The sequence below is a fragment of the Aestuarium zhoushanense genome (genome assembly GCF_056431045.1).
Window position 1 is genome coordinate 218,027 of sequence record NZ_JBWKMA010000022.1, and the last position, 25,019, is coordinate 243,045.

At 57.6% G+C, this 25,019-nt stretch carries 18 protein-coding genes; 10 read left to right on the forward strand and 8 right to left on the reverse strand.

Annotation, left to right across the window (positions count from 1 at the left end; genetic code table 11):
• Positions 1 to 17: 17 nt before the first annotated feature.
• Positions 18 to 1,358, reverse strand: a complete 1,341-nt coding sequence (locus AC07ED_RS08565) for an NAD(P)/FAD-dependent oxidoreductase (RefSeq protein ID WP_105235415.1) — start codon at positions 1,356 to 1,358, stop codon at positions 18 to 20.
• 273 nt (positions 1,359 to 1,631) lie between these two features.
• Between AC07ED_RS08565 and AC07ED_RS08570 the strand changes: the two genes are divergently transcribed.
• From AC07ED_RS08570 to AC07ED_RS08590, 5 genes are all read left to right on the forward strand, one after another.
• Positions 1,632 to 2,630 (forward strand): ABC transporter ATP-binding protein, encoded by a 999-nt coding sequence (locus AC07ED_RS08570; RefSeq protein WP_105235416.1) that lies wholly within the window; start codon positions 1,632 to 1,634, stop codon positions 2,628 to 2,630.
• Positions 2,623 to 3,609, forward strand: coding sequence for an ABC transporter ATP-binding protein (locus AC07ED_RS08575; RefSeq protein WP_105235417.1), 987 nt, complete (start codon positions 2,623 to 2,625; stop codon positions 3,607 to 3,609). Before AC07ED_RS08570 ends, AC07ED_RS08575 begins: the two co-directional genes overlap by 8 nt.
• Before the next feature lie 57 nt (positions 3,610 to 3,666).
• Positions 3,667 to 5,370 (forward strand): peptide ABC transporter substrate-binding protein, encoded by a 1,704-nt coding sequence (locus tag AC07ED_RS08580; protein ID WP_105235418.1) that lies wholly within the window; start codon positions 3,667 to 3,669, stop codon positions 5,368 to 5,370.
• Between the two features lie 67 nt (positions 5,371 to 5,437).
• Entirely contained in the window at positions 5,438 to 6,445 is a 1,008-nt protein-coding gene (locus tag AC07ED_RS08585) for an ABC transporter permease (RefSeq protein WP_105235419.1), read from the forward strand.
• Positions 6,438 to 7,370: an ABC transporter permease gene (locus AC07ED_RS08590; protein WP_245918058.1), complete on the forward strand. Its 933-nt coding sequence runs from the start codon at positions 6,438 to 6,440 to the stop codon at positions 7,368 to 7,370. Before AC07ED_RS08585 ends, AC07ED_RS08590 begins: the two co-directional genes overlap by 8 nt.
• 11 nt (positions 7,371 to 7,381) lie before the next feature.
• Here AC07ED_RS08590 and AC07ED_RS08595 read toward each other — a convergent pair whose 3' ends face one another.
• Positions 7,382 to 8,677 (reverse strand): DUF3422 domain-containing protein, encoded by a 1,296-nt coding sequence (locus AC07ED_RS08595; protein ID WP_245918059.1) that lies wholly within the window; start codon positions 8,675 to 8,677, stop codon positions 7,382 to 7,384.
• Between the two features lie 123 nt (positions 8,678 to 8,800).
• Positions 8,801 to 9,973, reverse strand: a complete 1,173-nt coding sequence (locus AC07ED_RS08600) for a type III PLP-dependent enzyme (RefSeq protein ID WP_105235422.1) — start codon at positions 9,971 to 9,973, stop codon at positions 8,801 to 8,803.
• Between the two features lie 302 nt (positions 9,974 to 10,275).
• On the opposite strand from AC07ED_RS08600, the gene AC07ED_RS08605 reads away from it, so the two are divergent.
• A complete protein-coding gene (locus tag AC07ED_RS08605) occupies positions 10,276 to 10,872 on the forward strand; it encodes a pseudouridine synthase (protein WP_105235423.1) in 597 nt (198 codons plus the stop codon).
• Here the strand turns inward: AC07ED_RS08605 and AC07ED_RS08610 are convergent, their stop codons facing one another.
• The 4 genes from AC07ED_RS08610 to AC07ED_RS08625 form a co-directional block, all read right to left on the reverse strand.
• Complete coding sequence (locus AC07ED_RS08610) at positions 10,873 to 11,463, reverse strand: thioredoxin family protein (protein ID WP_158664531.1); 591 nt, start codon at positions 11,461 to 11,463, stop codon at positions 10,873 to 10,875.
• Between the two features lie 94 nt (positions 11,464 to 11,557).
• On the reverse strand, positions 11,558 to 13,033 hold the full coding sequence (locus tag AC07ED_RS08615; protein WP_105235425.1) for an NAD(P)(+) transhydrogenase (Re/Si-specific) subunit beta: 1,476 nt from the start codon (positions 13,031 to 13,033) through the stop codon (positions 11,558 to 11,560).
• A 13-nt stretch (positions 13,034 to 13,046) separates the two neighbouring features.
• Entirely contained in the window at positions 13,047 to 14,618 is a 1,572-nt protein-coding gene (locus AC07ED_RS08620) for a Re/Si-specific NAD(P)(+) transhydrogenase subunit alpha (protein WP_105235426.1), read from the reverse strand.
• A 119-nt stretch (positions 14,619 to 14,737) separates the two neighbouring features.
• On the reverse strand, positions 14,738 to 15,187 hold the full coding sequence (locus tag AC07ED_RS08625) for a methyltransferase family protein (protein ID WP_105235427.1): 450 nt from the start codon (positions 15,185 to 15,187) through the stop codon (positions 14,738 to 14,740).
• A gap of 116 nt (positions 15,188 to 15,303) precedes the next feature.
• On the opposite strand from AC07ED_RS08625, the gene kynU reads away from it, so the two are divergent.
• From kynU to AC07ED_RS08645, 4 genes are all read left to right on the forward strand, one after another.
• Complete coding sequence (gene kynU / locus AC07ED_RS08630; RefSeq protein WP_105235428.1) at positions 15,304 to 16,497, forward strand: kynureninase; 1,194 nt, start codon at positions 15,304 to 15,306, stop codon at positions 16,495 to 16,497.
• 59 nt (positions 16,498 to 16,556) lie between these two features.
• Positions 16,557 to 17,021, forward strand: a complete 465-nt coding sequence (locus tag AC07ED_RS08635) for a (2Fe-2S)-binding protein (RefSeq protein ID WP_105235429.1) — start codon at positions 16,557 to 16,559, stop codon at positions 17,019 to 17,021.
• 2 nt (positions 17,022 to 17,023) lie between these two features.
• The gene (locus tag AC07ED_RS08640) at positions 17,024 to 19,246 is read left to right on the forward strand and encodes a xanthine dehydrogenase family protein molybdopterin-binding subunit (RefSeq protein WP_105235430.1); all 2,223 of its coding nucleotides are present in this window, start codon (positions 17,024 to 17,026) and stop codon (positions 19,244 to 19,246) included.
• Positions 19,247 to 19,445: 199 nt separating this feature from the next.
• On the forward strand, positions 19,446 to 24,206 hold the full coding sequence (locus tag AC07ED_RS08645; RefSeq protein ID WP_158664532.1) for a Hint domain-containing protein: 4,761 nt from the start codon (positions 19,446 to 19,448) through the stop codon (positions 24,204 to 24,206).
• Here the strand turns inward: AC07ED_RS08645 and AC07ED_RS08650 are convergent, their stop codons facing one another.
• Positions 24,207 to 24,983 (reverse strand): gamma-glutamyl-gamma-aminobutyrate hydrolase family protein, encoded by a 777-nt coding sequence (locus tag AC07ED_RS08650; RefSeq protein WP_105235432.1) that lies wholly within the window; start codon positions 24,981 to 24,983, stop codon positions 24,207 to 24,209.
• Positions 24,984 to 25,019 lie beyond the last annotated feature (36 nt).

Genomic DNA, 25,019 nt, shown 5'->3' on the forward strand with positions numbered 1-25,019 from the left:
CGCAGCGGTTCAAGGGGTCAGACACTTGGTCCGAGATCGATGGGGCTCCCATCGGTGAAACGTCCAAAGCGGAAACGGCTTAGATCATGCGACGGGGTTTGCCGGTTCACCAATTGTGCCGTCACCCGCCCGATCCCTGGCCCGATGCCGAACCCATGGCCCGACATGCCTGTCGCGAGGGTCAGCCCTTGCAGGGTCGGCACATGGTCCACAATCGGCACCACATCAGGCATCGTATCAATCATCCCCGCCCAAGCGGTCGCGATTTTCACTTCACCCAATTGCGGGAAGGCTTCGGCAAATTTTTGGCGGATATCTTCGATGATAGGCAGGTTGGGCGCGGGGTTCAGGATGCGCATCGCCTCGAACGGGGACGGTTCATCGTCAGCCCAGTTTCGCGGGGTCGTCCACGCATCGGGATAGCCCTTGGGCGCGCAGAGTTTGTAGCGCGTCCCAAACGGGTCCTCGGCCAATTGTTTCAGAAATTTCGGCAGCGCCCGAAACGCGTCTGGCCCGATGAACAGCTCATGGAACCCACCCGATGCTAGGGAATACCCCCCGTCGGCGCGATGGCGGAATGCGATCTGATCGTCTACACCACCGCCCGCAAAGACCTCTGGCAACGGCGTCGTCGCGGCAACGGTCGCCCGCACGGACAGTTGTGGGATCGAAATACCGTGACGGCGCAGAAACAACGACGACCACGCGCCCCCCGATAGGACAACCCGATCCGCCGCAACACGGCCCGCCTCAGTCACAACACCAGCGACACGCCTTGCCGCGATGTCCAACCCGCGCACCGCGCAATTTTCGCGGATCACCACGCCCGCCCGCGCAGCGGCACGCGCCATCGCAGGAACAGCCAACCACGGCTCTGCCTTCATGTCAGAGGCCGTATACATCGCCCCCGCCCATTTATCTGAGGGCATCAGTTCAGCCGTCTCAGCCCGCGTCAGCATGCGAGTATCGAGCCCCGCATCGCGGGCATAGGGCATCCAAGCCTCAAAATCGGCCAAGTCCTTTTCACGTCGCGCGAGGTAGGCAACGCCGCTTGTCCGCAGACCAATATCTTCGCCAGCTTCTGCCGCCATATCACGCCAGATCTGCCGCGCTTCCATAACGATGGGCAGCTCCGCAGGATCACGACCCTGCGCCCGTATCCAGCCCCAATTCCGTGACGACTGCTCACAGGCCACGCGCCCCTTTTCCAAGAGCACGACTTTTTGCCCCTGACGCGCCAGTTCCCACGCGGTCATCACACCGACGACACCTGCACCAATAACCACTACGTCAGCCGCATCAGGAAGAGGCGCATCGTGTTCAACTGGAGATGAGTCAAGAATCGGGAATTTGATCATTTTTACCTCTCACCCCAAAGCTGACCCGCCAACTTCACCTTCGCAAGCCTTTAGCGTGGGGCAACGTAAATTTTTGACCAAACGCTTAAATCTTTAGCAACAAAGGGTTTCAGCGATCACACCTCATGGTTTCGTAAGGTCAGTCTGCAACTGTCACAAATTCGTCTTGCGAGTCAGCTTTTTCATGCTACCGTTTGGTCAAATTCTACGTTTCACAGATCAAAGTGCGGACGTTTTCTACTTTGATTTGAACCACTTGCGGAGGGTCGCCTCATGCCAGACACTGTTAAGCCCATCCTCAGCGTGGAGGGGCTTCAGACCGTTTTCAATACCCGCAAGGGTGAAATCCATGCGGTCAATCACGTCGATTTCGACCTCCGCGCGGGGGAGCTATTGGGTGTGGTCGGTGAGAGCGGATCAGGCAAATCGGTGACGATGATGTCGCTGCTAAAGCTGCTGCCGATGCCGCCTGCAGAGGTCCGAAATGGCCGCGCGATGTTTGACGGGCGGGACCTTTTACAACTATCGGATGATGAACTGCGCACTGTCCGTGGCGGTGAAATTGGGTTTGTGTTTCAGGACCCGATGACGTCCTTGAACCCCGTATTCACCGTTGGCTTCCAGATCATGGAGCCGCTTCGGACCCATATGGGCCTGTCCAAACGGGATGCAAAGAAGCGTGCGCAAGAGTTGTTAGAACTGGTTGGCATTCCAGATGCCGCGAGACGGTTAGACGACTACCCTCACCAATTCTCGGGCGGGATGCGTCAGCGCGTGATGATTGCCATCGCGTTGGCCTGTGATCCTAAGGTTCTGATCGCGGACGAACCGACAACAGCGCTCGACGTGACCATTCAGGCGCAGATCCTTGAACTGATGAAGGACTTGCGGGACCGTTTGGGAATGGCCGTGATCTGGATCACCCATGACCTTGGCGTGATTGCGGGCATCGCGGATCGGGTGATGGTCATGTATGGCGGGCAAATCGTTGAACATGCGCCTGTTAAGGAATTGTTCCGCAATCCGCAGCATCCCTACACAAAGGCCCTGCTGAAAACGGTGCCGTCCCTGTCGGGCGAACGTGCGAAACGGTTGACAGTAATCGAAGGGCAACCGCCGATCCTATCCTCAGCGCCGAGCGCCTGTTCCTTCCGCGATCGTTGTCCGCAAGCGATGCCGCGCTGTGGCACGGAAAACCCTGCAAGATACGGGATTGGCAACGGCCATGATGCGGCCTGTTTCCTCGTAGAACCAGAGGTCGCCCATGTTTGACGCCCCCACCCCGCTGGTTCGCGTTCGCGACCTAAAAATGCATTTCCCGATCTATTCTGGCCTGTTCCGCAAACGCACGGGCGAAGTTAAAGCCGTCGATGGCGTGTCGTTTGATGTGTTCGAGGGCGAAACGCTCGGCCTCGTCGGTGAATCTGGCTGCGGGAAATCGACCTGCGGACGTGCTGTTCTGCGGCTCTATGACATCACTGAGGGCGAGATTACGATTGATGGTGCAGAGATTGGCACCAAGGATCAATCCGACCTGCGATCAATGCGCCCGGTCATGCAGATGGTGTTTCAAGACCCGCAAGCCTCGCTCAACCCGCGTATGACGGTTGAGGCGATCCTTCGTGAACCTATCGACGAACACACAACACTGTCTGCGGCGGAGAAACGCGAAAAGGTTCTGGAATTGATGGACGCGGTGGGTTTGAACCGCGCCTTTGCAGGCCGTTATCCCCATGCGTTTTCAGGCGGACAACGGCAGCGGATTGGGATTGCGCGTGCGCTGGCTCTGAACCCAAAGTTCATCGTTTGTGACGAACCGATCGCCGCGCTGGACGTGTCCATTCAGGCGCAAGTCGTGAACCTGCTTGAGGACCTGCAAGAGCAGTTCGGCCTGACCTATCTGTTTATCAGCCACGACCTATCGATGGTCCGCCACATCGCGGACCGCGTGGCCGTCATGTATCTGGGCAAAATCGTAGAGATCGCACCGTCTGACGTTCTCTACACCGCGCCCAAACACCCCTACACGCAGGCGCTGTTGTCTGCGGTTCCAGAACCCGACCCTTCGGCTGATTCACGTGGGGAACGGATTGTGTTGCAGGGCGATGTTCCGTCCCCGTCCAACCCACCCAAGGGCTGCAACTTCTGTACGCGCTGCCCAAAGGTCATGGACATCTGCAAAGAGGTCGAACCAGCGTCGGTGGAGCTAGCCCCCGGACACGTTACGGCCTGCCACCTTTATCAAAACTGAAGAGCGGGATCACACCCGTCCCTAACGGCCTATCGGCCATCACAATAGGAGAGGAAAATGAAACTTAAGACGATCCTAATGGGCGCTGTTGTTGGCCTTGCCGCCGCACCCGCCTTTGCCGAGCGCGGAAGCGACGGCCATGTGAACATCATCTATTGGCAAGCGCCGTCCACCATGAACCCGTATCTTTCGGGCGGCACAAAGGACATCGAGGCAGCATCCCTGACCCTCGAACCGCTTGCACGCTATGACCAAGACGGCGCGATGGTCCCCTACCTCGCCGAAAGCGTGCCGACCGTTGAAAACGGTGGCGTAACCGAAGACCTCACCCAGATCACTTGGGTCATCAAAGAGGGTCTGCTGTGGTCCGATGGCAGCCCAGTGACCGCGAACGACGTGGTCTTTACCTATGAATATTGCACCGCCGAAGGTGGTGGCTGTGCGCAGGGCGCTAAATTCGTCGGTATCGAAAGCGTAACGGCTGCGGATGACCGCACCGTGGTCGTCAAATTCGAATACCCGATGCCGAACCCTTACCAGCCCTTCGTTGGTCACGAGAGCCCGATCATTCAGGCGGCTCAGTTTGCTGACTGTCTCGGCGCGAATGCTCCGACCTGCACCGACGCGAACTTTATGCCAGTTGGCACAGGTCCGTTCGTTGTCACCGACTTCCGCGTGAACGACGTGATCCAGTTCGTTGCCAACGCGAACTATCGTGATCCCGCAAAGCCTGCCTTTGCGACTGCAACTCTCAAGGGTGGCGGTGATGCGATGGCAGCGGGTCGCGCTGTTATGGAAACTGGCGAATTTGACTACGCGTGGAACCTCCAGCTTGCACCTGACGTGATCGAAGAACTGGCCGCTGGCGGCAAAGGTGAACCGATCTCTGGCTTCGGCACGCTGGTTGAACGCATCGAGATCAACCTCACCAACCCATCGCCGGACCTTCCCGAGGGCGAACGTTCGACCGTTGCGCATCCGCACCCCTACCTCTCTGACCCAGCCGTGCGCGAAGCGATGTCCATCGCAATCGACCGCGATCTGCTGGTCGAGGTTGGCTACGGTCAGGCAGGTCGCGCGACTTGTAACCTCGTGCCTGCGCCTGCTCTTTATGCATCAGACAACACCGCATGTCTGACCCAAGATCTGGACCGCGCGAAAGCGCTTCTCGACGAGGGTGGCTATGTGGACACCAACGGCGACGGCGTGCGTGAGACACCCGATGGTCAGCCGATGACAATCCTCTACCAGACCTCGACCAACGCTGTGCGTCAGGACTTCCAAGCCCTGATCAAAGAGTGGTGGGAAGAAATCGGTCTGTCGGTTGAACTGCGCAACATCGACGCGTCGGTCTACTTTGGTGGTGACCCAGGTTCGCCAGACACCTTCCAGCGTTTCTATGCTGACGTAGAGATGTATGCGAACAACTTCCCAGGCACTGACCCGCAGGCCTATCTGTCCGCTTACAAATGCGACCAGATCCCGAGCCCAGACACTCAGTGGCAAGGTGAGAACATCAACCGCGTTTGTGATCCAGCCTATGACGCGATGATCACTGAACTGGGTCAAACAGGTGAATTGGAAGCTCGCGGTGCGCTGGCACGTGCGATGAACGACTACCTGACCAAAGACAGCAACATCATCATCCCGCTTGTGGACCGTGGCCGTGTGTCCGCGAAATCCAACACGCTGGGCGGTGTTGTCCTGAACACTTGGGACTCTGAACTGTGGAACGCTGCTGACTGGTTCCGTAGCGAATAATCCTAACGGGCGCGGCGGGTTACCTGCCGCGCCTAAACTATCCTGACCGCAGCGGATTACCCCACTCATGCTGACTTACACGATCCGACGGCTTCTGCTGGCCATCCCGACGCTTCTCTTTATTGCGTTGGTGATTTTCTTGCTTCTTGAGCTTTCCCCCGGTGATCCGATGGCCCAAATGCCAATGTCGATCCCGCCCGAAGTCAAAGAACGTATGCGCGAAGCTTTGGGCCTCGATCAGCCTTGGTGGGTGCGGTTTTATCTCTGGCTCTATCAGTTCTTTGTGGTCGAGCCGCAGTATTGGATTGATGGCCTCTTTGGCACCGACTTTGCCGAAGGAGCGCAGCGTATCATTTCATTCCAATCGAAAAGCCCCGTCTTTGACATTATCGCCGAACGTATCCCCCAGACCCTCTGGGTGGTGGGTATGTCCTATGTGGTTGGCGTCTTGATCGCGCTGCCCATTGGTATCGCGTCGGCCTATTATCAGTATTCATGGTTCGACCAGATCGGCACGTTTATCTCGATGGTTGGGTTCTCTGTCCCGACCTTCTTTACAGGCGTCCTTCTGATCGTGATCTTTTCCGTGAACCTCGGCTGGTTCCCGTCGATCTATGACACGACCTTGGTCGTCGATAGCTGGGCCACGCTCGGCCAGCAAATCAAACAGATGGCGATGCCCGTGTTTGTACTTGCCCTCTATAACGCAGCCCAAATTAGCCGCTTCATGCGGGCTTCCATGCTCGACAACTTGGGCCAAGATTACGTCCGCACCGCCCGCGCCAAAGGAATGCACGAAAAGGTCGTCGTTCTGCGGCACGTGCTGCGCAATTCGATGATCCCCGTGGTGACCGTGATCGCACTGGGTGTCCCCCAAGTCTTTGGCGGTGCGATTATCACCGAACAAGTGTTCAAGGTGAACGGGCTGGGGCAACTGTTGATCCTCGCCGTTCAAGGCAACGACATTCCGATGGTCATGACCCTGACCTTTATCTTTGCCGTGTTGATCGTTCTCTTTAACTTAATTGCAGATGTCCTCTACGGCCTGCTCGACCCGAGGATCCGCTATGACTGATGCAACCCTCGTAAAAACACCGTCGCAGGCACGGGAAATCTGGGATCAGTTCCGCCAACACCGCGGGGCGATGATCGGCCTTGGATTTCTGATTTTCATCACGCTCTTTGTTATTGTCGGCCCCTACCTTTGGGATCTCGACCCGACCAAGTCTGACATTCGAAACAAGAACATGCGTCCGTTCTACGTCGGCATGTTGTTCGGCGAAAAATGGGGATGGAACCACCCGCTGGGGTCCGACAACCTTGGCCGCGATGTGCTGGCAAACCTGATGTATGGTGGGCGGATCTCGCTTGCGGTGGGTTGGACGGCGATGTTGCTGTCGCTGATCATCGGCACCTTGGTTGGCGTTCTTGCTGGCTATTTCAAACGACTGGACGGGCCATTGATGCGCTTTACCGATCTGGTTCTGTCGTTGCCGCTCCTGCCGCTCCTCCTCGTCATGATGCTCTTGTTCCGCGACGCCTTGCGGGCAGCCTTTGGGCCTGAGTTGGGTATCTTCCTGTTGATCGTAACGGGGATCGGGATCACATCATGGATGAACACCGCGCGGATCGTGCGTGGCGATGTGCTGACGATCAAGGAACGGGAATATGTGCTCGCGGCGCGGTCCATCGGTGCACCGTCGCGCAGGATCATCACGCGCCACCTGCTGCCTAACGTACTGTCACCGATCATGGTCTCGGCTACGCTCGGCCTCGCCACCGCGATCATCACCGAAAGCGCGCTGTCGTTCCTCGGCCTCGGCTTCCCGTCGGATTTCCCGACATGGGGAAAATTGCTCTTTGACAGCGTCGACCGAATGGAGAGCTTCCCCGAACGCGTCATCTGGCCGGGCCTTGCGATTTCGCTGACCGTCCTGGCGGTAAACTACATCGGGGACGGCCTGCGCGACGCGCTCGACCCACGGATCAGGGGACGCTAAGCCCCCTGCCCTTAGTGGTGCATGGATTTCTGTATGCGGCGAAGGATCAGCCAAACCGCAATCACAACGGTCGGCGTCACTGTCGCGTAGAGCCAGTATTTCTCAATGTGGAACAGTTTTTCGACTGGCGCCAAAACATAGAGAACAAGGTTCAGCGCGTAGTAACTGATCGCTACGACCGACAGCCCTTCGACCGTGCGCTGGAGCCTGAGCTGCAGGTCAGAACGCTGGTCCATGCTGGTTAGCAGGGCTTGGTTCTGGGCGGACCGTTCCACATCGACCCGCGTCCGCAATAGATCGCCCGCGCGGATCGCCCGTTCGGACAGATCATTCAGGCGCTTCTCTGTCGATTTCACCGTGCGCATCGCGGGATCAAAGCGGCGCATCATGAACTCACCAAAGGTCTGACGCCCACCAAAGCGTTCCTCGCGCATGATGCTAATCCGCTGGTTCACGATGGTCTCATAGGCCCCCGTCGCACCAAATCGGAACGAGGTTTGCGCGATCAACTGCTCTAGCCCTGCCGATACATCTAAGAGCGATTGTAGCGTGTCCGCGGCATCAACCTCTGGATTGCTCATCCCTGTGACAAGCGCGGTGAGCTTTTGTTCTAGTTTACCCAATTCAGGTCCGATGGACCGCGCCCGTGCAAGCCCCAACATGGACATGGTTTTATAGGTCTCAACTTCGCAGAGGCGTTGAACGACGCGGCCAATCCGACGCTCCCCGCTCGCCTCGGCCGCGAATATGGCAAAGCGCATGTGACCCGCGGAATCGATCCTGAAATCACCCGCAACGATCAGCTCACCATCCAACATACGACTGACAGCGAGGCTCTCTGGCACGAACCAATCGTCGATGCGCTTGATGATATCCTCATCCGACGGCATCGGCTCAATACGGATCAGGGCAGAGGTCATACGCGTCCCCGGTGCGGATTCGAGCCAATCCGTTGGGAACAGCCCAAAGGTCGCCGCATCATACGGACGGTCGGCGACACCTTCACCGAGGATGGTATAGGTCACAAATTCCGTATGACTTTCCCATTTCAGCCAATGCCGCCCGATCTGCCCGAAATAATGGGTCGCATCGGGTTGCGGATGAGAGGCCCCAAATCGGTCGAGCAGAGCGATAAGGTGGGCACGATCCGCCTCGCGGTCACGGCCAACCGCATTCTGTGCAGGCTTGAGCGCCAGATACGCAGCCCGCCCCGGCGCCTTAATCACAGGGAAAGGACGCGCATGCAGTTCGTTTGCCAATGCGTAGCGGAGGGGGTGATCTTCGAATGTCGCGGTCATAGTCTGCATAGCCTTAGAGTATAAGCGCGCAGCCTAGCCAGCAATCATCACATATCAAGTAAAAAATTACTTAAATACAAATACTTAGCGGCACACATTGGTATACTGTGTGCCGCTAAGTCAATTTTATGGTTAGATGCAAACCACTTCGAGCGGAGGGAAGCCGTTAAAGCAGACCGACGAATAGGTCGAAGTGTAGGCGCCTGTGTTGCGGATCAGAACGCGATCACCAGCCCGCAGGGTCATCGGCAGCGGCATCGGACGCTTTTCATAGAGCACGTCAGCAGAGTCGCAGGACGGACCCGCCATGATGCACGGCCCCATCGGATCGTCGTCACGCGCGGTTTCAAAGCGGTAGCGGATCGCTTCGCCTTCGGTTTCAGCAAGACCCGAGAAACGGCCAATCGACAGGTAGACCCAGCGGTGCACGTCACGGTCGGATTTGCGGCTCACCAGCAGGGCTTCAGCGACAATCACGCCAGCCTCAGCCACCATACCACGACCAGGCTCTGCCATGATGGTTTCAACGTGACCGAATTTCTCTTCGACCATAGCCATAACAGCCGCAGCATAGTCGGTCGGGGCTTGGATCGGTTCGTTGTAAAACGCAGGGAAGCCACCACCGATGTTGAGAAGGGTCAGGTCATGGCCTGCGTCTTTTGCAGCGTGCCAGATCTGCGCAAGCGCATCGAGGGAAGGCCCCCACATCGCTGCTTCGCGGGTTTGGGAGCCCACGTGGAACGAGAAGCCAACAGGGTTCAGACCCAGCGATTTCGCATAGTCCAAAAGGCGCACAGCCGTATCGCCGTCGCAGCCGAATTTACGGGTCAGCGGCCAGTCGGCCTGAGACACTTCAACGATCAGGCGGATATAGACGTTCGAGTTCGGAGCAAACTCTGCGATCTTTTCCAGCTCTTCCTCTGCGTCTGCCGCAAAAAGGGTGATGCCCGATTCAAATGCCCATGCGATGTCCGACGGACGTTTGATGGTGTTGCCAAACGAAATCGTTTCGGGGCGTGCACCTTGGGACAGGCAGATTTCGATCTCTGCACGCGATGCCGCGTCAAAGTGCGAGCCCTTTTGGACCAGACGGTGGATCACATCCAGCGCAGGGTTTGCTTTGACGGCATAGTGAATGTCAGCGCGGCCAAGGCCAGCTTTGAGAGCGTTATACTGCTCTTCAACGCGATCAACGTCGATCACGAGCGTCGGGCGATCAAAATCGTTCGCAGCGACATAAGCATCAAGGCGGGAAGGATCAAAAACACGGGTGGCGTCAGCCGCCCCGGCAAATTGTGCAGTCATCGGTCATCTCTCCAAAAGACCCGGTCCCAGAATGGTCCCGACCAGTTTTCCAGTGAGACGTTACCGTCGCTGCATAACACTCGGGTATGTGCCCGAGGCCAGAGGCGCGTGCGTTGGCGTCTGTGTGAGCGGGCATGTGATGCAAACGCAGAGTCGTTTCAAGAGAAAATTTGCATGAGGGCAAAATAATTTTCGCATCAGCGGTCTTTTGATCAAATCCCTTATTTTCAAGGGCTTCATCGGGGTAGATTTGATCAAATCAATGAATGGCGCTGATAGGGATTCAAGGGTAAGACAACAGCATGGCTAGACTGATCCTCTTTAACAAACCCTTTGACGTTCTGACCCAGTTCACGGACGCAAAGAACCCCACCCCGCGCCGCACCTTGTCAGAGTTCGGCCTGCCGTCTGGCGTCTACCCTGCAGGGCGTCTGGATCGGGATAGCGAGGGGCTGCTGTTGTTGACCGACAACGGACCACTGCAAGCCGCAATCAGCAATCCAATGTATAAAGAGCCGAAAACCTACCTCGCGCTCGTCGAGGGGGCAGCGACCGACGCGGACCTTCAGCCGCTTCGTGAGGGTGTGACGCTCAACGATGGCCCCTGTCGCCCAGCCAAGGCGCGGGTGATCGATGCCCCTGCCCTCTGGGAACGCGACCCGCCCGTACGGTTCCGCAAGACGGTGCCTGATACTTGGATAGAGATCACCATCACCGAAGGCCGTAACCGTCAGGTGCGCCGCATGACGGCAGCGGTGGGTTTCCCCACCCTAAGGCTCGTGCGGTGGCAGATTGCAGACTGGACCGTCGAAGGGCTGGGGCTAGGCGAATGGCGCGAGATTGATGTCCCTGCGCCCGCGCCCAAAGTCATCCGCCGTCCGTTCAAACGCCGTTTCTAATCACCAAACGTCAGGATCGATCCCCTGCTCTGCAAGGGCTGCGAATTTGTCCTGAAGGTATCGCTGGAACGGCTGGACCTCATACTGTCCTTCGGCAACGTATTCGAGGGCAGAGAGATGGTGGAACGGTTTGAAATAGCCCGGAAGCCGGAACGCTTCGGCACTGCGTAGATCCGTTGCCCCGACACGCACGGCAGGGAAAAACACCTGAGTGGGCGTGAAGTTCACACCCCATTTTTGCGCAAGCTCGCGCTCTTCGATTTCTTCGCCGTCAAAGTCCAGAACGGCACGCGACCCCCACATATCCAACTGAACCACATCAAAGTTCTGGCTCATGTAGTCGGTGATTTCAGGTCGTTGAAAATTCACCGCATGCAATTCGCGGCAATAGGGGCAACCCCTTTGTTCAAAGATGATCAACAGCCCACGCCCGTTCGCAGCGGCCTCCTCATGATCATAGGCAAGCTCTAAAAAACTATCGAGAAAGAACGGCTGATCGTGCAGCCCATCATCCCTCAGCACCAATTCAGCCAACGCAGGGGCCGCAGCAAAAGATGCCGCTACGCTGGCCACAAAAGTTCTGCGGTCCATTGGTTTCCTCCCTGTTCGCATAAGGAGCATACCACAAGGCGCAACGAAAAAAGCCCCGCATTTCTGCGAGGCTTTCTGTGCGTAACTGTGAAAGTTACTGGATTTTGGTGAGCAGTTCGTCGAGCGACTTTTTCGCGTCGCCGTAGAACATGCGAGTGTTCTCTTTGTAGAACAGCGGGTTTTCGATGCCCGAGTAGCCAGTGCCTTGACCACGCTTGGATACGAATACCTGTTTCGCTTTCCAGCACTCCAGAACCGGCATACCCGCGATTGGGCTGTTCGGGTCTTCTTGGGCGGCTGGGTTCACGATGTCGTTCGAACCGATAACGATCGCAACGTCGGTCTCAGGGAAGTCCTCGTTAATCTCGTCCATTTCAAGAACGATGTCATAAGGAACTTTCGCTTCAGCCAAGAGAACGTTCATGTGACCCGGCAGACGACCTGCAACAGGGTGGATCGCAAAGCGAACGTTCTTACCACGTGCGCGCAGACGCTTGGTCAGTTCAGAGACCGACTGCTGTGCCTGTGCAACGGCCATACCGTAGCCCGGGATGATGATGATGTTGTCAGCTTCTTCCAGAGCGGAAGCCACACCATCAACATCAATCGCAACCTGTTCGCCTTCGATTTCCATCGCTGGGCCAGCAGTGCCGCCGAAACCACCAAGGATAACGCTAACGAACGAACGGTTCATCGCTTTACACATGATGTAGGACAGGATCGCGCCCGAGGAACCAACCAGCGCACCCACAACGATCAGAAGGTCGTTGCCGAGCGAGAAACCGATCGCAGCCGCAGCCCAACCAGAGTAGGAGTTCAGCATCGACACAACGACGGGCATGTCAGCGCCACCGATACCCATGATCAGGTGATAGCCGATGAACAGCGCCGCGAGGGTCATGATTGCCAGCGGCAGCATACCACCCGTATTGAAGTACCAAACAAGGCAGAGCGCCGAGAGGATCGCCGCACCCGCATTCAGCATGTGACCACCCGGAAGCTTGGTCGCAGCCGAGGACACTTTGCCAGCCAGCTTGCCATAGGCAATCACCGAACCCGTAAAGGTCACAGCACCGATGAAGATACCAAGGAACAGTTCAACACGCAGGATGCTCTGTTCAACAGGCGTTTTGTGCGCCAGCAGTTCAGCGAATGCACCGAGGTGCATGTCATGCATCATCGACTGTTTGCCAGCCTCAGACAGCGTGTGCGACATGCTGCCCATAACATGCATCACGTTCGAAAGTTCGAAGTGTGCGATAAAGCCAACGAACACAGCCGCCAGACCAACAAGAGAGTGCATTGCAGCAACCAGCTGCGGCATCTCTGTCATCTGAACTTTCATCGCGACGTAGTAGCCGATCAGACCACCGCCGATGATGAGCAGGACAGACAGCAACCACAGACCAGCGCCAGGGCCAACGAGGGTTGCTGCAACCGCCAGCGCCATACCGACGATGCCATACCATACTGCGCGTTTAGCGCTTTCCTGACCCGACAGACCGCCAAGCGACAGGATGAAGAGGACAGCCGCGACCACATAGGCCGCTGTAGTAAATCCGAATTCCATGATCCCCTACTCCTTACGATTTCTGGAACATGGCGAGCATGCGCCGTGTCACGAGGAAGCCGCCGAAGATGTTGATGCCGGCCATAAAGACCGAGAGCGCGGCGAGGATAATCACCAACCACGATCCGGACCCGATTTGCATCAGAGCGCCCAGAATGATGATCGACGAAATTGCGTTGGTCACAGCCATCAGCGGAGTGTGGAGCGAGTGGCTCACGTTCCAAATCACTTGGAAACCGATGAAGACCGAGAGAACGAACACGATGAAGTGCTGCATGAACGACGCTGGAGCAACCAGACCGATCGCCAGAAGGATCGCACCACCGATAGCCAGCAGAGTAACCTGCTGTTTGGTCTGTGCTTTGAACGCGGCGACTTCTGCAGCGCGTTTTTCTTCGGGTGTCAGCTCTTTCGGTTTTTCCTGCGATTTCGCAGCAATCGCCTGAATCTTGAGCGGCGGCGGCGGGAATGTGATCTCGCCTTCGTGGGTGACGGTCGACGAACGGATCACGTCGTCTTCCATGTTGTGAACCACGACACCGTCTTTGTTCGGGGTCAGGTCGGTCATCATGTGGCGAATGTTCGTCGCATAGAGGGTCGATGCCTGAGCCGCCATGCGCGACGGGAAGTCAGTGTAGCCGATGATGGTCACACCGTTCGGGGTCACGATCTTTTCGTCTTTGACGGTCAGTTTGCAGTTGCCGCCTTTTTCAGCAGCAAGGTCAACAATGACCGAACCCGGTTTCATGGCCTGAACCATGTCCTCGGTCCAAAGCTCTGGCGCTTCGCGGTTCGGGATCAGCGCGGTGGTGATCACGATGTCGACTTCCGGTGCCAGCTCGCGGAACTTTTTCAGCTGAGCTTCACGGAATTCAGGCGAAGAAACCGATGCGTAACCGCCTGTTGCGGCGCCGTCTTGCTGTTCTTCTTCGAAATCGAGGTACACAAACTCTGCGCCCATCGATTCAACCTGCTCGGCCACTTCGGGACGAACATCGAATGCGTAGGTGATTGCACCCAGAGAAGTCGAGGTACCGATTGCAGCCAGACCAGCCACACCAGCGCCAACAACCAGAACTTTCGCAGGGGGAACTTTACCAGCAGCGGTGATCTGACCCGTAAAGAAACGACCAAAGTTGTTACCCGCTTCGATAACCGCACGGTAGCCCGCGATGTTCGCCATCGACGACAGCGCATCCATCTTCTGAGCGCGCGAGATACGCGGAACCATTTCCATCGCAATAACGCTGGCGCCTTTCGAAGCAGCCAGTTTCAGGCCCTCTTCGTTTGCACCAGGGTTAAAGAAGGTGATCATGGTCTGGCCTTTGGACAGACGCTTGATCTCTGCGTCGGTCGGAATGCGGACCTTTGCAACGATGTCGACAGCTTTGAACAGCGCCGCAGCGGTTTTCACCACTTCAACACCAGCCTCTTTGTACATCTCGTCGGAAAAGCCAGCATTTGCGCCAGCACCGGATTCGATTACGCACTCGTAACCTAGCTTCTGTAGATCCTTAGCCGAAGCAGGTGTCATAGCGACCCTGTTTTCGCCCTCGAGTATCTCTTTAGGTGCGCCGATTTTCACGGACAATCCCCCTTAAAATTTCCTCATCCAGAACCGCATACCCAAAGCAATTTTATTTCACAAGCGATGGTTACAAAGTATACAAATGCATACTGAACAAGGTGTTAGAGTGTTAACGCTCACAACCAGCGTCGGGTTTTTAGGCAGTACCGCGCAAAATCCGCGCGAAACGTTTTTCGCATCCGATTTTCCTCTGGGATGATGAAATGCTTTTCGATCCACCAGACAAAAATTGGCAATAATGGCAATGCGATAGGCGCATCGAGCCAGAGGATCGCCCCAGCCAGCACCAAAGCATCGCCCAGATAAATAGGATTGCGGGTCCGCTTAAAGATGCCCGACTGCACCAAATGGGTCGGAACGCGATGTGGTACGAAGGTCGTGCGCCATTTCCGCATCTCAACGACTGCAAGAAGCATCAAAATCACACCGCCACCGATCAAAACGCCTGACAGCAACTGCGTCAAAGGATGTTCCAACGACAGATCAAAGGGATCATTCATACCCAACCACCACGCGAGCGCGATGCACAGGGCCAACCAGACGGGGGGAATATCAATCAGTTTCATGCGCCAACCCTGACTCTACGCAGATGAACTGTCACGCCCGATTTCGCGTCACGTCATGCGACAGGTGGGCGCGGTAGGGCTTGCCAAATCGCACGGCACTATATTTCCATCGTGCCATGACTGATATCTCAAAAACCCGCGATATGTTCGATCTGCCCGAGGGCGTGATCTATTTGGATGGAAACTCCCTCGGCCCGCTGCCGCGCTCGGCTTCGGCTCGTGTTGCCGCACGAATGGCCGATGAATGGGGTGCCATGCTGATCACCGCTTGGAATAAGGCGGGCTGGATGGATGACCCGCGTCGGATCGGGGATCGCGTTGGACGCCTCGTCGGTGCGGCGGCAGGAACAATTGTGATGGGCGATACCCTGTCGATCAAAGTGCATCAGGCTCTGGCCTCTGCGTTAGACCTTCGTCCCGACCGTCGGGTGATCCTCTCGGACACGGGGAATTTCCCGTCTGATCTCTACATGGCGCAGGCGTTGATTGGGACCATCGGCAAAGGTCACTGCCTGAAAACCGTGGCACCTGAAGCGGTCATTGATTCCATCACGGATGAGGTCGCCGTCGTGATGGTGACAGAGGTCGATTACCGCACGGGCCGCAAACACGACATGGCCGCGATCATCGCCAAGGCCCACGCGGTCGGCGCATTGGTCATCTGGGATCTCGCGCATTCCGCGGGCGCTTTGCCCGTCGCCCTGACCGAGAGCGGCGTCGATTTCGCGGTGGGCTGCACCTATAAATTCCTCAACGGCGGACCGGGTGCGCCTGCGTTCATCTATGTCAACCCCGACCTTGCCCCAAACTGCCGCCCTGCCCTCTCTGGTTGGCTCGGCCACGAGGCACCCTTTGCCTTTGATCCCGACTATCGCGCTGGCGGTGGCATTGATCGGATGCGCTGCGGCACGCCACCCGTTTTGGCGCTGGCCGCTTTGGACGCGGCGCTAGATGTGTGGGACGAGGTGGACATGGACGATCTTAGGGCACGCTCCATCGAGCTATCAGAACGGTTCATCAAAGGGGTCGAGGCCGCCAGCCCGATGCTCACCCTTGTCAGTCCGCGTGACCCTGCCCAGCGCGGATCGCAGGTTTCTTTCGCCTTTGACGACGGCTATGCCGCAATGCAGGCCGTGATTGCCTGTGGCGTCATTGGTGATTTCCGTGCGCCAAACATCATGCGCTTTGGCATTACACCGCTTTATCTCTCTGAGGACGACATCGACCGCGCGGTGGAGATCATCGCGGAAGTCATGACCAACCGCCTTTGGGACGATCCTCAATACAAAAAACACGCCGCCGTCACGTAAGCTGACCTTTTAGCGGATAAAGTCGGCCCTATATCCTTCGTATTAATCAGGAGGCGATGATGGCACGGACACTGACGATCAATGGGACCGCTCATGCGGTGGACTTGCCCGATAATGTGCCCTTGCTTTGGGTGCTGAGGGACGCATTCAACCTGACGGGCACGAAATATGGCTGCGGCGTTGCGGCCTGCGGTGCCTGTACTGTCCACATTGATGGGGAGGCCGTTCGGTCCTGTCAGGTCGCGCTCGGCGATGTGTGGGGCGCCGTCACCACCATCGAAGGGATCGGCACGCCAGATGCCGTTGCCGTGGTCCAACAGGCGTGGATCGATCATCAGGTCGCGCAATGTGGCTACTGTCAGTCAGGCCAGATCATGCAAGCCGCCGCCCTCCTCGCGCAGAACACAGCCCCCACCGACGACGACATTGACGAGGCGATGAACGGCAACCTCTGCCGTTGTGGCACCTACCCCCGTATCCGCGCCGCGATCCACGACGCCGCCAAAAAACTGCAGGAGGCGTGATCATGTCCCGCATCGGTAAAATCGCTCGCCGCACGTTTCTCTTTGGCGCTGTTGCTGTCACAGGCGGCGCAGCTTTCGGCTATTATAAGATGGTCGAAACGCCACCAAACCCGCTGACTCCTGACACAGGTGCCGCGCTAAATGCCTATGTGATCATCGACGCCTCGGGCATCACGATTGTCGCCCCCCGCGCGGAAATGGGCCAAGGCGTTCAGACCACGCTGGCAGCCCTTGTCGCAGAAGAACTGGATGTCACGCTCGATCAGATCACAGTGATCCATGGTCCCCCCGCGAAGGCGTATTTCAACCAAGCGCTGTTGGGCAACGCGATCCCTGTGATCGACTACCAACGCAAACCTTGGGTGCACGATGCAGCCGAATTTGTTGGGAATGCTGCGAAATTCCTGAACCTTCAGGTGACGGGCGGTTCAACCTCAACCCGCGACGCCTATGTAAAAATGCGCGAAGCGGGTGCGCAGGCACGGCAAATGTTGATCGAGGCGGCGGCCAAACGGCTGAACGTCGCGGCGACAGACCTGCGGACCGAAACGGGCATGGTCATCGCGCCCGATGGCACAACGATACCCTATACCGACCTCGCGACCGACGCCGCTACCTTGCCTGCGCGAAACGTATCGCTCCGTGATCCGAGCGACTGGAAAATCCTAGGCACCTCGCAGCCCCGCACCGACATGGTCGCGAAATCGACGGGCACCGCGATGTATGGCGTCGATGTGCGTTTGCCCGACATGAGGTTCGCAACGGTCAAGATGAACCCCAAACGCTCTGGCATGCGTGAGTTTGATGCCTCTGAGGCGCTGCTGATGGATGGGGTTGAAAGGATCATCGACCTTGGTGATGGTGTCGCCGTTGTGGCGACGAATACGTGGCTCGCCATGCAGGCGGCTGATGCAATCGTCTTTGACTGGGAGGACGCGACCTACCCTGCCAACACTGAGGCCCAATTTGCCGTCATCGAACAGGCGTTTGACGGCGCCCCGAACAGCACCGCCCGCGATGAGGGCGATGTTGAGAGCGTTCCAGCCGAGATCACCGCCGAATACCGCGTCCCCTTCCTCGCCCATGCGACGATGGAGCCGATGACGACCACCGCGCTCTACTCCGGCACCGCACTAGAGCTTTGGTCCCCGAACCAAGGGCCGATCCTCGTGCGCGATTGGTGCGCAAAGGCCGTTGGTTTAGAGCCAGAGCAAGTCACAGTGCACACGACCCTTATGGGCGGCGGTTTTGGACGACGTGGGGAATATGACTTTGCCGTCCTCGCCGCGCGAGTAGCACGTGAAATGCCCGACACGCCCGTTCAGGTCACATGGTCCCGCGAAGAGGACATGCGGCACGATTTTTACCGCCCTGCCGCAATCGCAAGACTGTCAGGCACCGTGCAGGACGGCAAAGCGGTGATGCTCTCCGCCGATGTCGCAGCGCCATCGTGTTCGCATCAAGCGATGGAACGCTGGCTCGGTCGTGCGATGGGTGGGCCTGACACTGAGCTGGTCGCGGGCGTATACGACCAGCCCTATGCCATTCCGAACTATCGGGTCCGTGGATACAAAGCCGACCTCGATGTACCCGTTGGGTTCTGGCGGTCCGTTGGCGCGAGCTACGGCGGCTTCTTCTTTGACAGCTTTATCGACGAAATGGCCCATGCTGCGGGACGCGATCCGATTGAGTTTCGTCTGGAACTCATTACCCCAGAACACGCGCCCAGCGCCAAAGTCCTCGAAACAGTTCGCGACATGTCGAACTGGACTAGTCCGCTCCCCGCGGGCGTCGGGCGCGGCGTGGCGTTTACCTATTCGTTCGGCACGCCCGTGGCCCAAGTCATCGAAGTGCGTGACACAGGCCGAGGCATCAAAATCGAAAACGTCTGGATTGCATGTGATCCGGGCGTCGCCCTCGACCCGAACAATATCAAGGCCCAGATGATGGGCGGATGCATCTACGGGTTATCCGCCGCCATCCACGGAGAGATCACCCACACAAACAGCGAAGTCGATCAGTTCAACTTCCCCGACTACGACGGCCTCCGCATGGCGAGTTGCCCAAAAATTGAAGTAAATGTTCTGGAAAATGCACCTCACATCGGTGGCGTAGGAGAACCAGGAACACCCCCAGCGGCGCCTGCATTGGCCAATGCATTGTTCAGCCTGACGAAACAAAGGCCTCGGAGCCTTCCTCTGTGGCGCGATTATAGCTTCGTCTAGAAAGGAACTGTTTCCAAATGGAGTAAATTTTCTAACCTTTTGGACATAATTATGCCCCAATTCGCCACGGACTCACCACGATAGGCCCCAATTAACGCCCCAGTAGCTACCCATACCTATTCTCAAGGAAATGCCCGCAGTCCGATTCGATTGCGCTGAATAGTGTGGAAGTACGATGCCTACTGGTTATCTCGTTAGTTTGAACGGAACGTCCCTGGACACCAATGATACGGTGTCCACGACCGCGACTTCGTTCACGGCCGCCCAGACAATCGGCACGGGCTCTCTCGAGTATAACTACAACACGTTCCTCATTATCGTGAACACCACGACGGTGAACGGCACCTACTACCTCGCCACCAACGGATCGGTCTATTTCGTACCGAGCGGGTCGTTTCAGTCGGGCGCTTACAATTTCAACGTCGCTTCCCACCCCAATTTCAGCATCATCATGGGCACGACCAATAGTGATGCGAATATCGTCGGCACCAACAGTTCAGACCTGATCTACGACACGAACACCACCACAGCGACAACGGGCACGGGCAACGACACGATCTACGCCAACGGCGGCGACGACACAGTTATCGCGAACGACGGCAACGACGTCATCTATGGCGGCACGGGCAATGACTCTATCCAAGCTGGTGCTGGAACGGACATCGTCTATGGCGAAGATGGGAATGACACCATCAATGCGGGCACTGGTGCTGATACGGTCTATGGTGGCGCGGGCGCTGACAGCATCCTTGGCGGCGACGGCAACGACCAAATCTTTGGTGGCACTGGCAACGACAGGATTGATGGCGGCGCGAATGACGACACGATCGAAGGCGGCGTTGGCGATGACTCTATCCTTGGTGGGTTGGGCAACGACACCATCTACGGCGAAGGCGCCAGCGCGACGCTAACATCGAACACAGAGCACCTGAGCTGGACCAACAACGGCGCTTGGGGCAACAACACCAACTTGTCTGGCGGCTTCACCCAATCCACTGGGTCGATGAATGTCACGTTCAGCCAAAACAACGATGGCGCGCTTCAGTCGACAACGACCAGCACTGATGAGGCCATGTATGTCGGCAGCGGCGAACCGTTTGACGGCGTCTCCAGCCTTGAAATCAACGGTAACGGTGGCGCCAACGTCAGCACCAGCACCCTGACGTTTAACGCCCAAGCGGGCTCTGGCTACTCTAACGCCGTCGAAAACGTCACCTTCCGCATCAACGACATCGACACCAACGGGTGGCAAGACCGCGTTATCCTGCGCGCCTATGACATCAACAACAATCCTGTCACTGTATCCATCACGGCCAGCGGCAACGATACCGTAAGCGGTCAAACCGTCACGGCAAACCCTGTTGCGGTCAACGAAACCCCTGGCCAAGACCTCGGTTCGATCCTCGTGAACATTGCGGGCCCTGTGTCCCGCATCGAGATCGAATTCGACAACATCGGCACGAACGTCTCGAACCGTATCAACGTCACTGACGTTTACTTTGACACCATCCCTGATACGACGGGCGGTAACGACAACATCGACGCGGGCGATGGTAACGACATCGTCTACGGCGGCATCGGTGTGGACACCATCGTCGGCGGCGCTGGCAACGACCAAGTTTACGGCGATGAAGGAAATGACTACCTCTACGGTGGTGACGGCGACGACACCATGTTTGGTGGCGACGGCAACGACACGATTTTCTACGGCGAAGGCGCGGACACCGTTTACGGCGGCGCTGGCGACGACGTCATCGACGATATCGGCGGCACGGCTTACCTCACTGGCTCGACCATTTACGGCGGTGACGGCAATGACCTTGCATACGGCTCCGCTGGCGATGATCTCTTGGTCGGCGACGCAGGCAACGACCTTTTGTATGGCGAAGTTGGGAATGACACGCTACGCGGTGGTGCGGGCGATGACACCCTCTCGGGCGCGGAAGACCAAGATACGTTCCTCTTGGACGACAACAACGGTCTGGACGCGATCTACGGTGGCGAAACGGGCACCGATTATGACACTATCGACGCCTCGAACATCGCGACATCTGGGGTCTCTGTTAACGTAACAGGCTTTGAATCTGGCCAAGTTTCGGCAGGCGCAAGCGGCACCATCGCCAACTTTGTCGAGATCGAGAACTTTGTGCTGACGGGCCAAGACGACCAGTTCACCAGCGGCGAAGGCACCCTTTCGGCTGAGACAGTGGATGCAGGCGCGGGCGCGGATAGCATCTCGACTGGCGCGGGCGATGATGTTGTCTTTGCAGGGACAGGCGCGGATACCGTCGACGGCGGCACAGGCAACGACACCATTCACCTTGGTGCGGACACAGATGCTGACCTCATCATCCTCAATGATGGCGATGGGAATGACTACGTCTACGATTTCGCGCAGCCGACCCCGAATGGCGATGGCACATTCACAGGCCTCGACCAACTCGACGTCAGCGGCCTTACCGATGGCCAAGGCAATCCGGTAAACGTTCATGACATCACCGTCACCAACAACGGCGGCTCTGCACAACTGAACTTCCCCGACGGGACCTCGATCACGCTGAACGGCGTTGATCCGACCGTCATGACCAACCCGCTCGCCCTCGCTGCGATTGGTGTTCCGCTTTCTGACGGTACCATCTCTGGCACCGCGGGCGATGACGTTATCGACACGAACTATAGCGGCGACCCTGATGGCGACCGCGTTGACGATGCCGACAACGTTTTGGCTAACAAAGGCGCGAACGACGACATCATCGAAGCTGGCGCGGGCAATGACTCGATCCTCGCAGGTATCGGCGACGACACCATCTATGGCGAAGCTGGCCTCGACCGGATCGACGCGGGCGCAGGCAATGACGTTATCTACGGCGGCGACGCAAGCGATACGCTGGTTCTGACCGACGGCTTTGGCAACGATACCTTTGACGCTGGCAGCACTGGGGAAACAGGCTATGGCGACGTTGTCGATGCAACAGCGCTTACCGGCAATGCGACCGTCAACCTATCGACCCCAGAATCTGGCACCCTGACGGACGGCACCAACACCCTATCGTTCACCGAGGTCGAAGGCATATCGCTAGGCCAAGGCGACGACACCGTTTTCGGCTCTGCTGGCAATGACCTGTTCTCGACGGGTGCGGGCGCGGATGTGATTGATGCAGGTGCAGGTGATGACACCTACACTATTGGCCAGCCTGCCTCGACCACACCTGACGCCGAAGTTGACACGGTCATCTTCTCGGATGGCGACGGCAGCGACACGGTCTACGGTTTCCAAGGCCCGACCGACAACGGCGACGGCACCTTCTCTGGCAACGACCAGATCGACGTGTCCGACCTGCATGACGCCAATGGCGACCCCGTCAACATCTGGGACGTCGTTGTCCAAGACAACGGTGGCAGCGCGCAACTGCTGTTCCCGAACGGCGAAACCATCACGCTTTATGGTGTGTCCCCGACCCTCCTGTCGAACCCGCTCGCACTGGGTGCGATTGGTGTGCCGCTGTCTGATGGCACAGTTTCGGGCACCGCTGGCAATGACATCATTGATGCCTCCTACAACGGCGATCCTGACGGTGATCACGTTGATGCGAATGACAATATTCTACCGACCTTCTCTGGCGACGGTGACGTTATCGAAGCTGGCGCTGGCAACGACACGATCTATGCTGGCGCAGGAAACGACCTAGCCTCGGGTGGTGACGGCAATGACACGCTCTATGGCGGCGCAGGCAATGACGCACTCCGTGGTGAAGCGGGTGATGACACCTTCGTCTTTGAAGTTGGCGGCGGCTCTGACTCTGCCGTGGGTGGCGAGACGGGCGAAACCAACGGCGACGTGATCGATGCCTCTAGCCTGACCACAGATGCGACCGTTGTCTTCAACGCGGCTGAGAATGGCTCTGTCACCTCTGGCACCGATCAAATCAATTTCTTTGAGATCGAACAGGTTATCACGGGCAGCGGTAACGACACCGTCACTGGTGCAGGTGGGTCTCAGTCCGTTGATACGGGCGCAGGCGACGACACCATTTCGATGGGTGACGGCGACGATACGGTTGTGGCTGGCGACGGTAACGACACCATTATCGGCGGCGCAGGTGCTGACGTTCTTTATGGCGGCGCTGGCAATGATACGATCACCTTTGCCGAAGGCGATAACGTCTCGGGTGGCGACGGCGATGACCTCTTTATCCTCGAAGACTACCTCGAAACGGGTAACGGCACGATTACCATCGACGGTGGCAACACGGGCGAAGGCGCTGGCGACACGCTGCAACTGGGCATGTTGGCCGACCGTTCGACGCTCGTCGCGACCGATGATGGCACGGGCAGTTTCTCTGGTTCGGTCACACTCGATGACGGCACGCTGCTGAACTTCACCGATATCGAGAACATCATTTGCTTCACACCAGGCACACGCATTGCGACCCCGCGTGGCGCTCGCCCGATTGAAACTCTGCGTCCAGGCGACCTCGTTGTAACCCGCGACCACGGCCTTCAGCCGATCCGCTGGATCCAGTCGCGCACGGTTCCTGCAATTGATCGCTTTGCACCAATTCGTATTCGCCCGAACGTTTTGACGGGTCTCGAATCCGATCTACTGGTGTCCCCACAGCACCGCATGCTGTTCCAAGGCTACAGCGCTGAACTGCTCTTTGGCGAAACCGAGGTTCTCGTTTCCGCGCGTCACCTCATCGACAATAAGGCAGTCACCCGCGAAGAAGGCGGCATGGTCACCTACATCCACATGATGTTCGACCAGCACGAGATCGTCTTTGCCGAAGGTGCAGCGACCGAGAGCTTCCACCCCGGTGATGTTGGTCTATCCGCGATTAAAGACGAAGCTCGCGAAGAACTCTTTGCGATTTTCCCAGAACTTCGTGCGATGCCAAACAGCTATGGCAACACGGCCCGCCGCTGCCTGAAAAAGCACGAGGCGCAACTCATCCGTCTGTGATTAAGCGCTAACCCGTAGGGCGGTCTGACCGCCCGCGGCCCAAGCCCGCGCGGCATCACCAAAGGCGGTGAACAGAGGGCGCGACACAGGATCATTCGCGGCATTCCATTCGGGGTGCCACTGAACGGACAAGGTAAACCCTGGCGCATCTTTGATATAGATCGCTTCGGGCGTGCCATCGGGCGCGTAGCCTTCGATCACCACACGGGAACCCGCGTCCTTGATCCCCTGCCCGTGCAGCGTGTTGGTCATGACTTGTGTCGTGCCGAAAAGCTGATGGAACACACCGCCCTCTTTTAGCGTCACCACATGGCGCAGCGCGAATTTCTCTTCGAGCGAACCATCAGGTGGCATGCGGTGATTGGTGCGCCCTGGAAGGTCACGGATCTCTGGATAGAGCGTGCCGCCCATCGCGACGTTCACCTCTTGGAACCCGCGACAAATCCCTAGAACGGGCTGACCCCGTTCCACACAAGCCCGCACCAGCGGCAAGGTGATCGCATCGCGACGACGGTCGAAATCACCATGGGCTGCGGTTTCTTCTTCACCGTATTCGCTGGGGTGCACATTGGGCCGCCCACCCGTGAGCAGAAACCCGTCACAGACCTCTAAGAGTTCATTCACGGTCACATAATCGGGATCGGCGGGGATGATCATGGGAATACATCCCGCCACGTTCGACACCGCACAAGAGTTCATCGTGCCACCAGCGTGCGTCGGATAGCTGTCGTTCAAAAGTGCGGAGTTGCCAATAATTCCAATGACGGGACGCGTCATGATTGCCTGCCCTTACTGCGTTGCCCTCCACGTTAG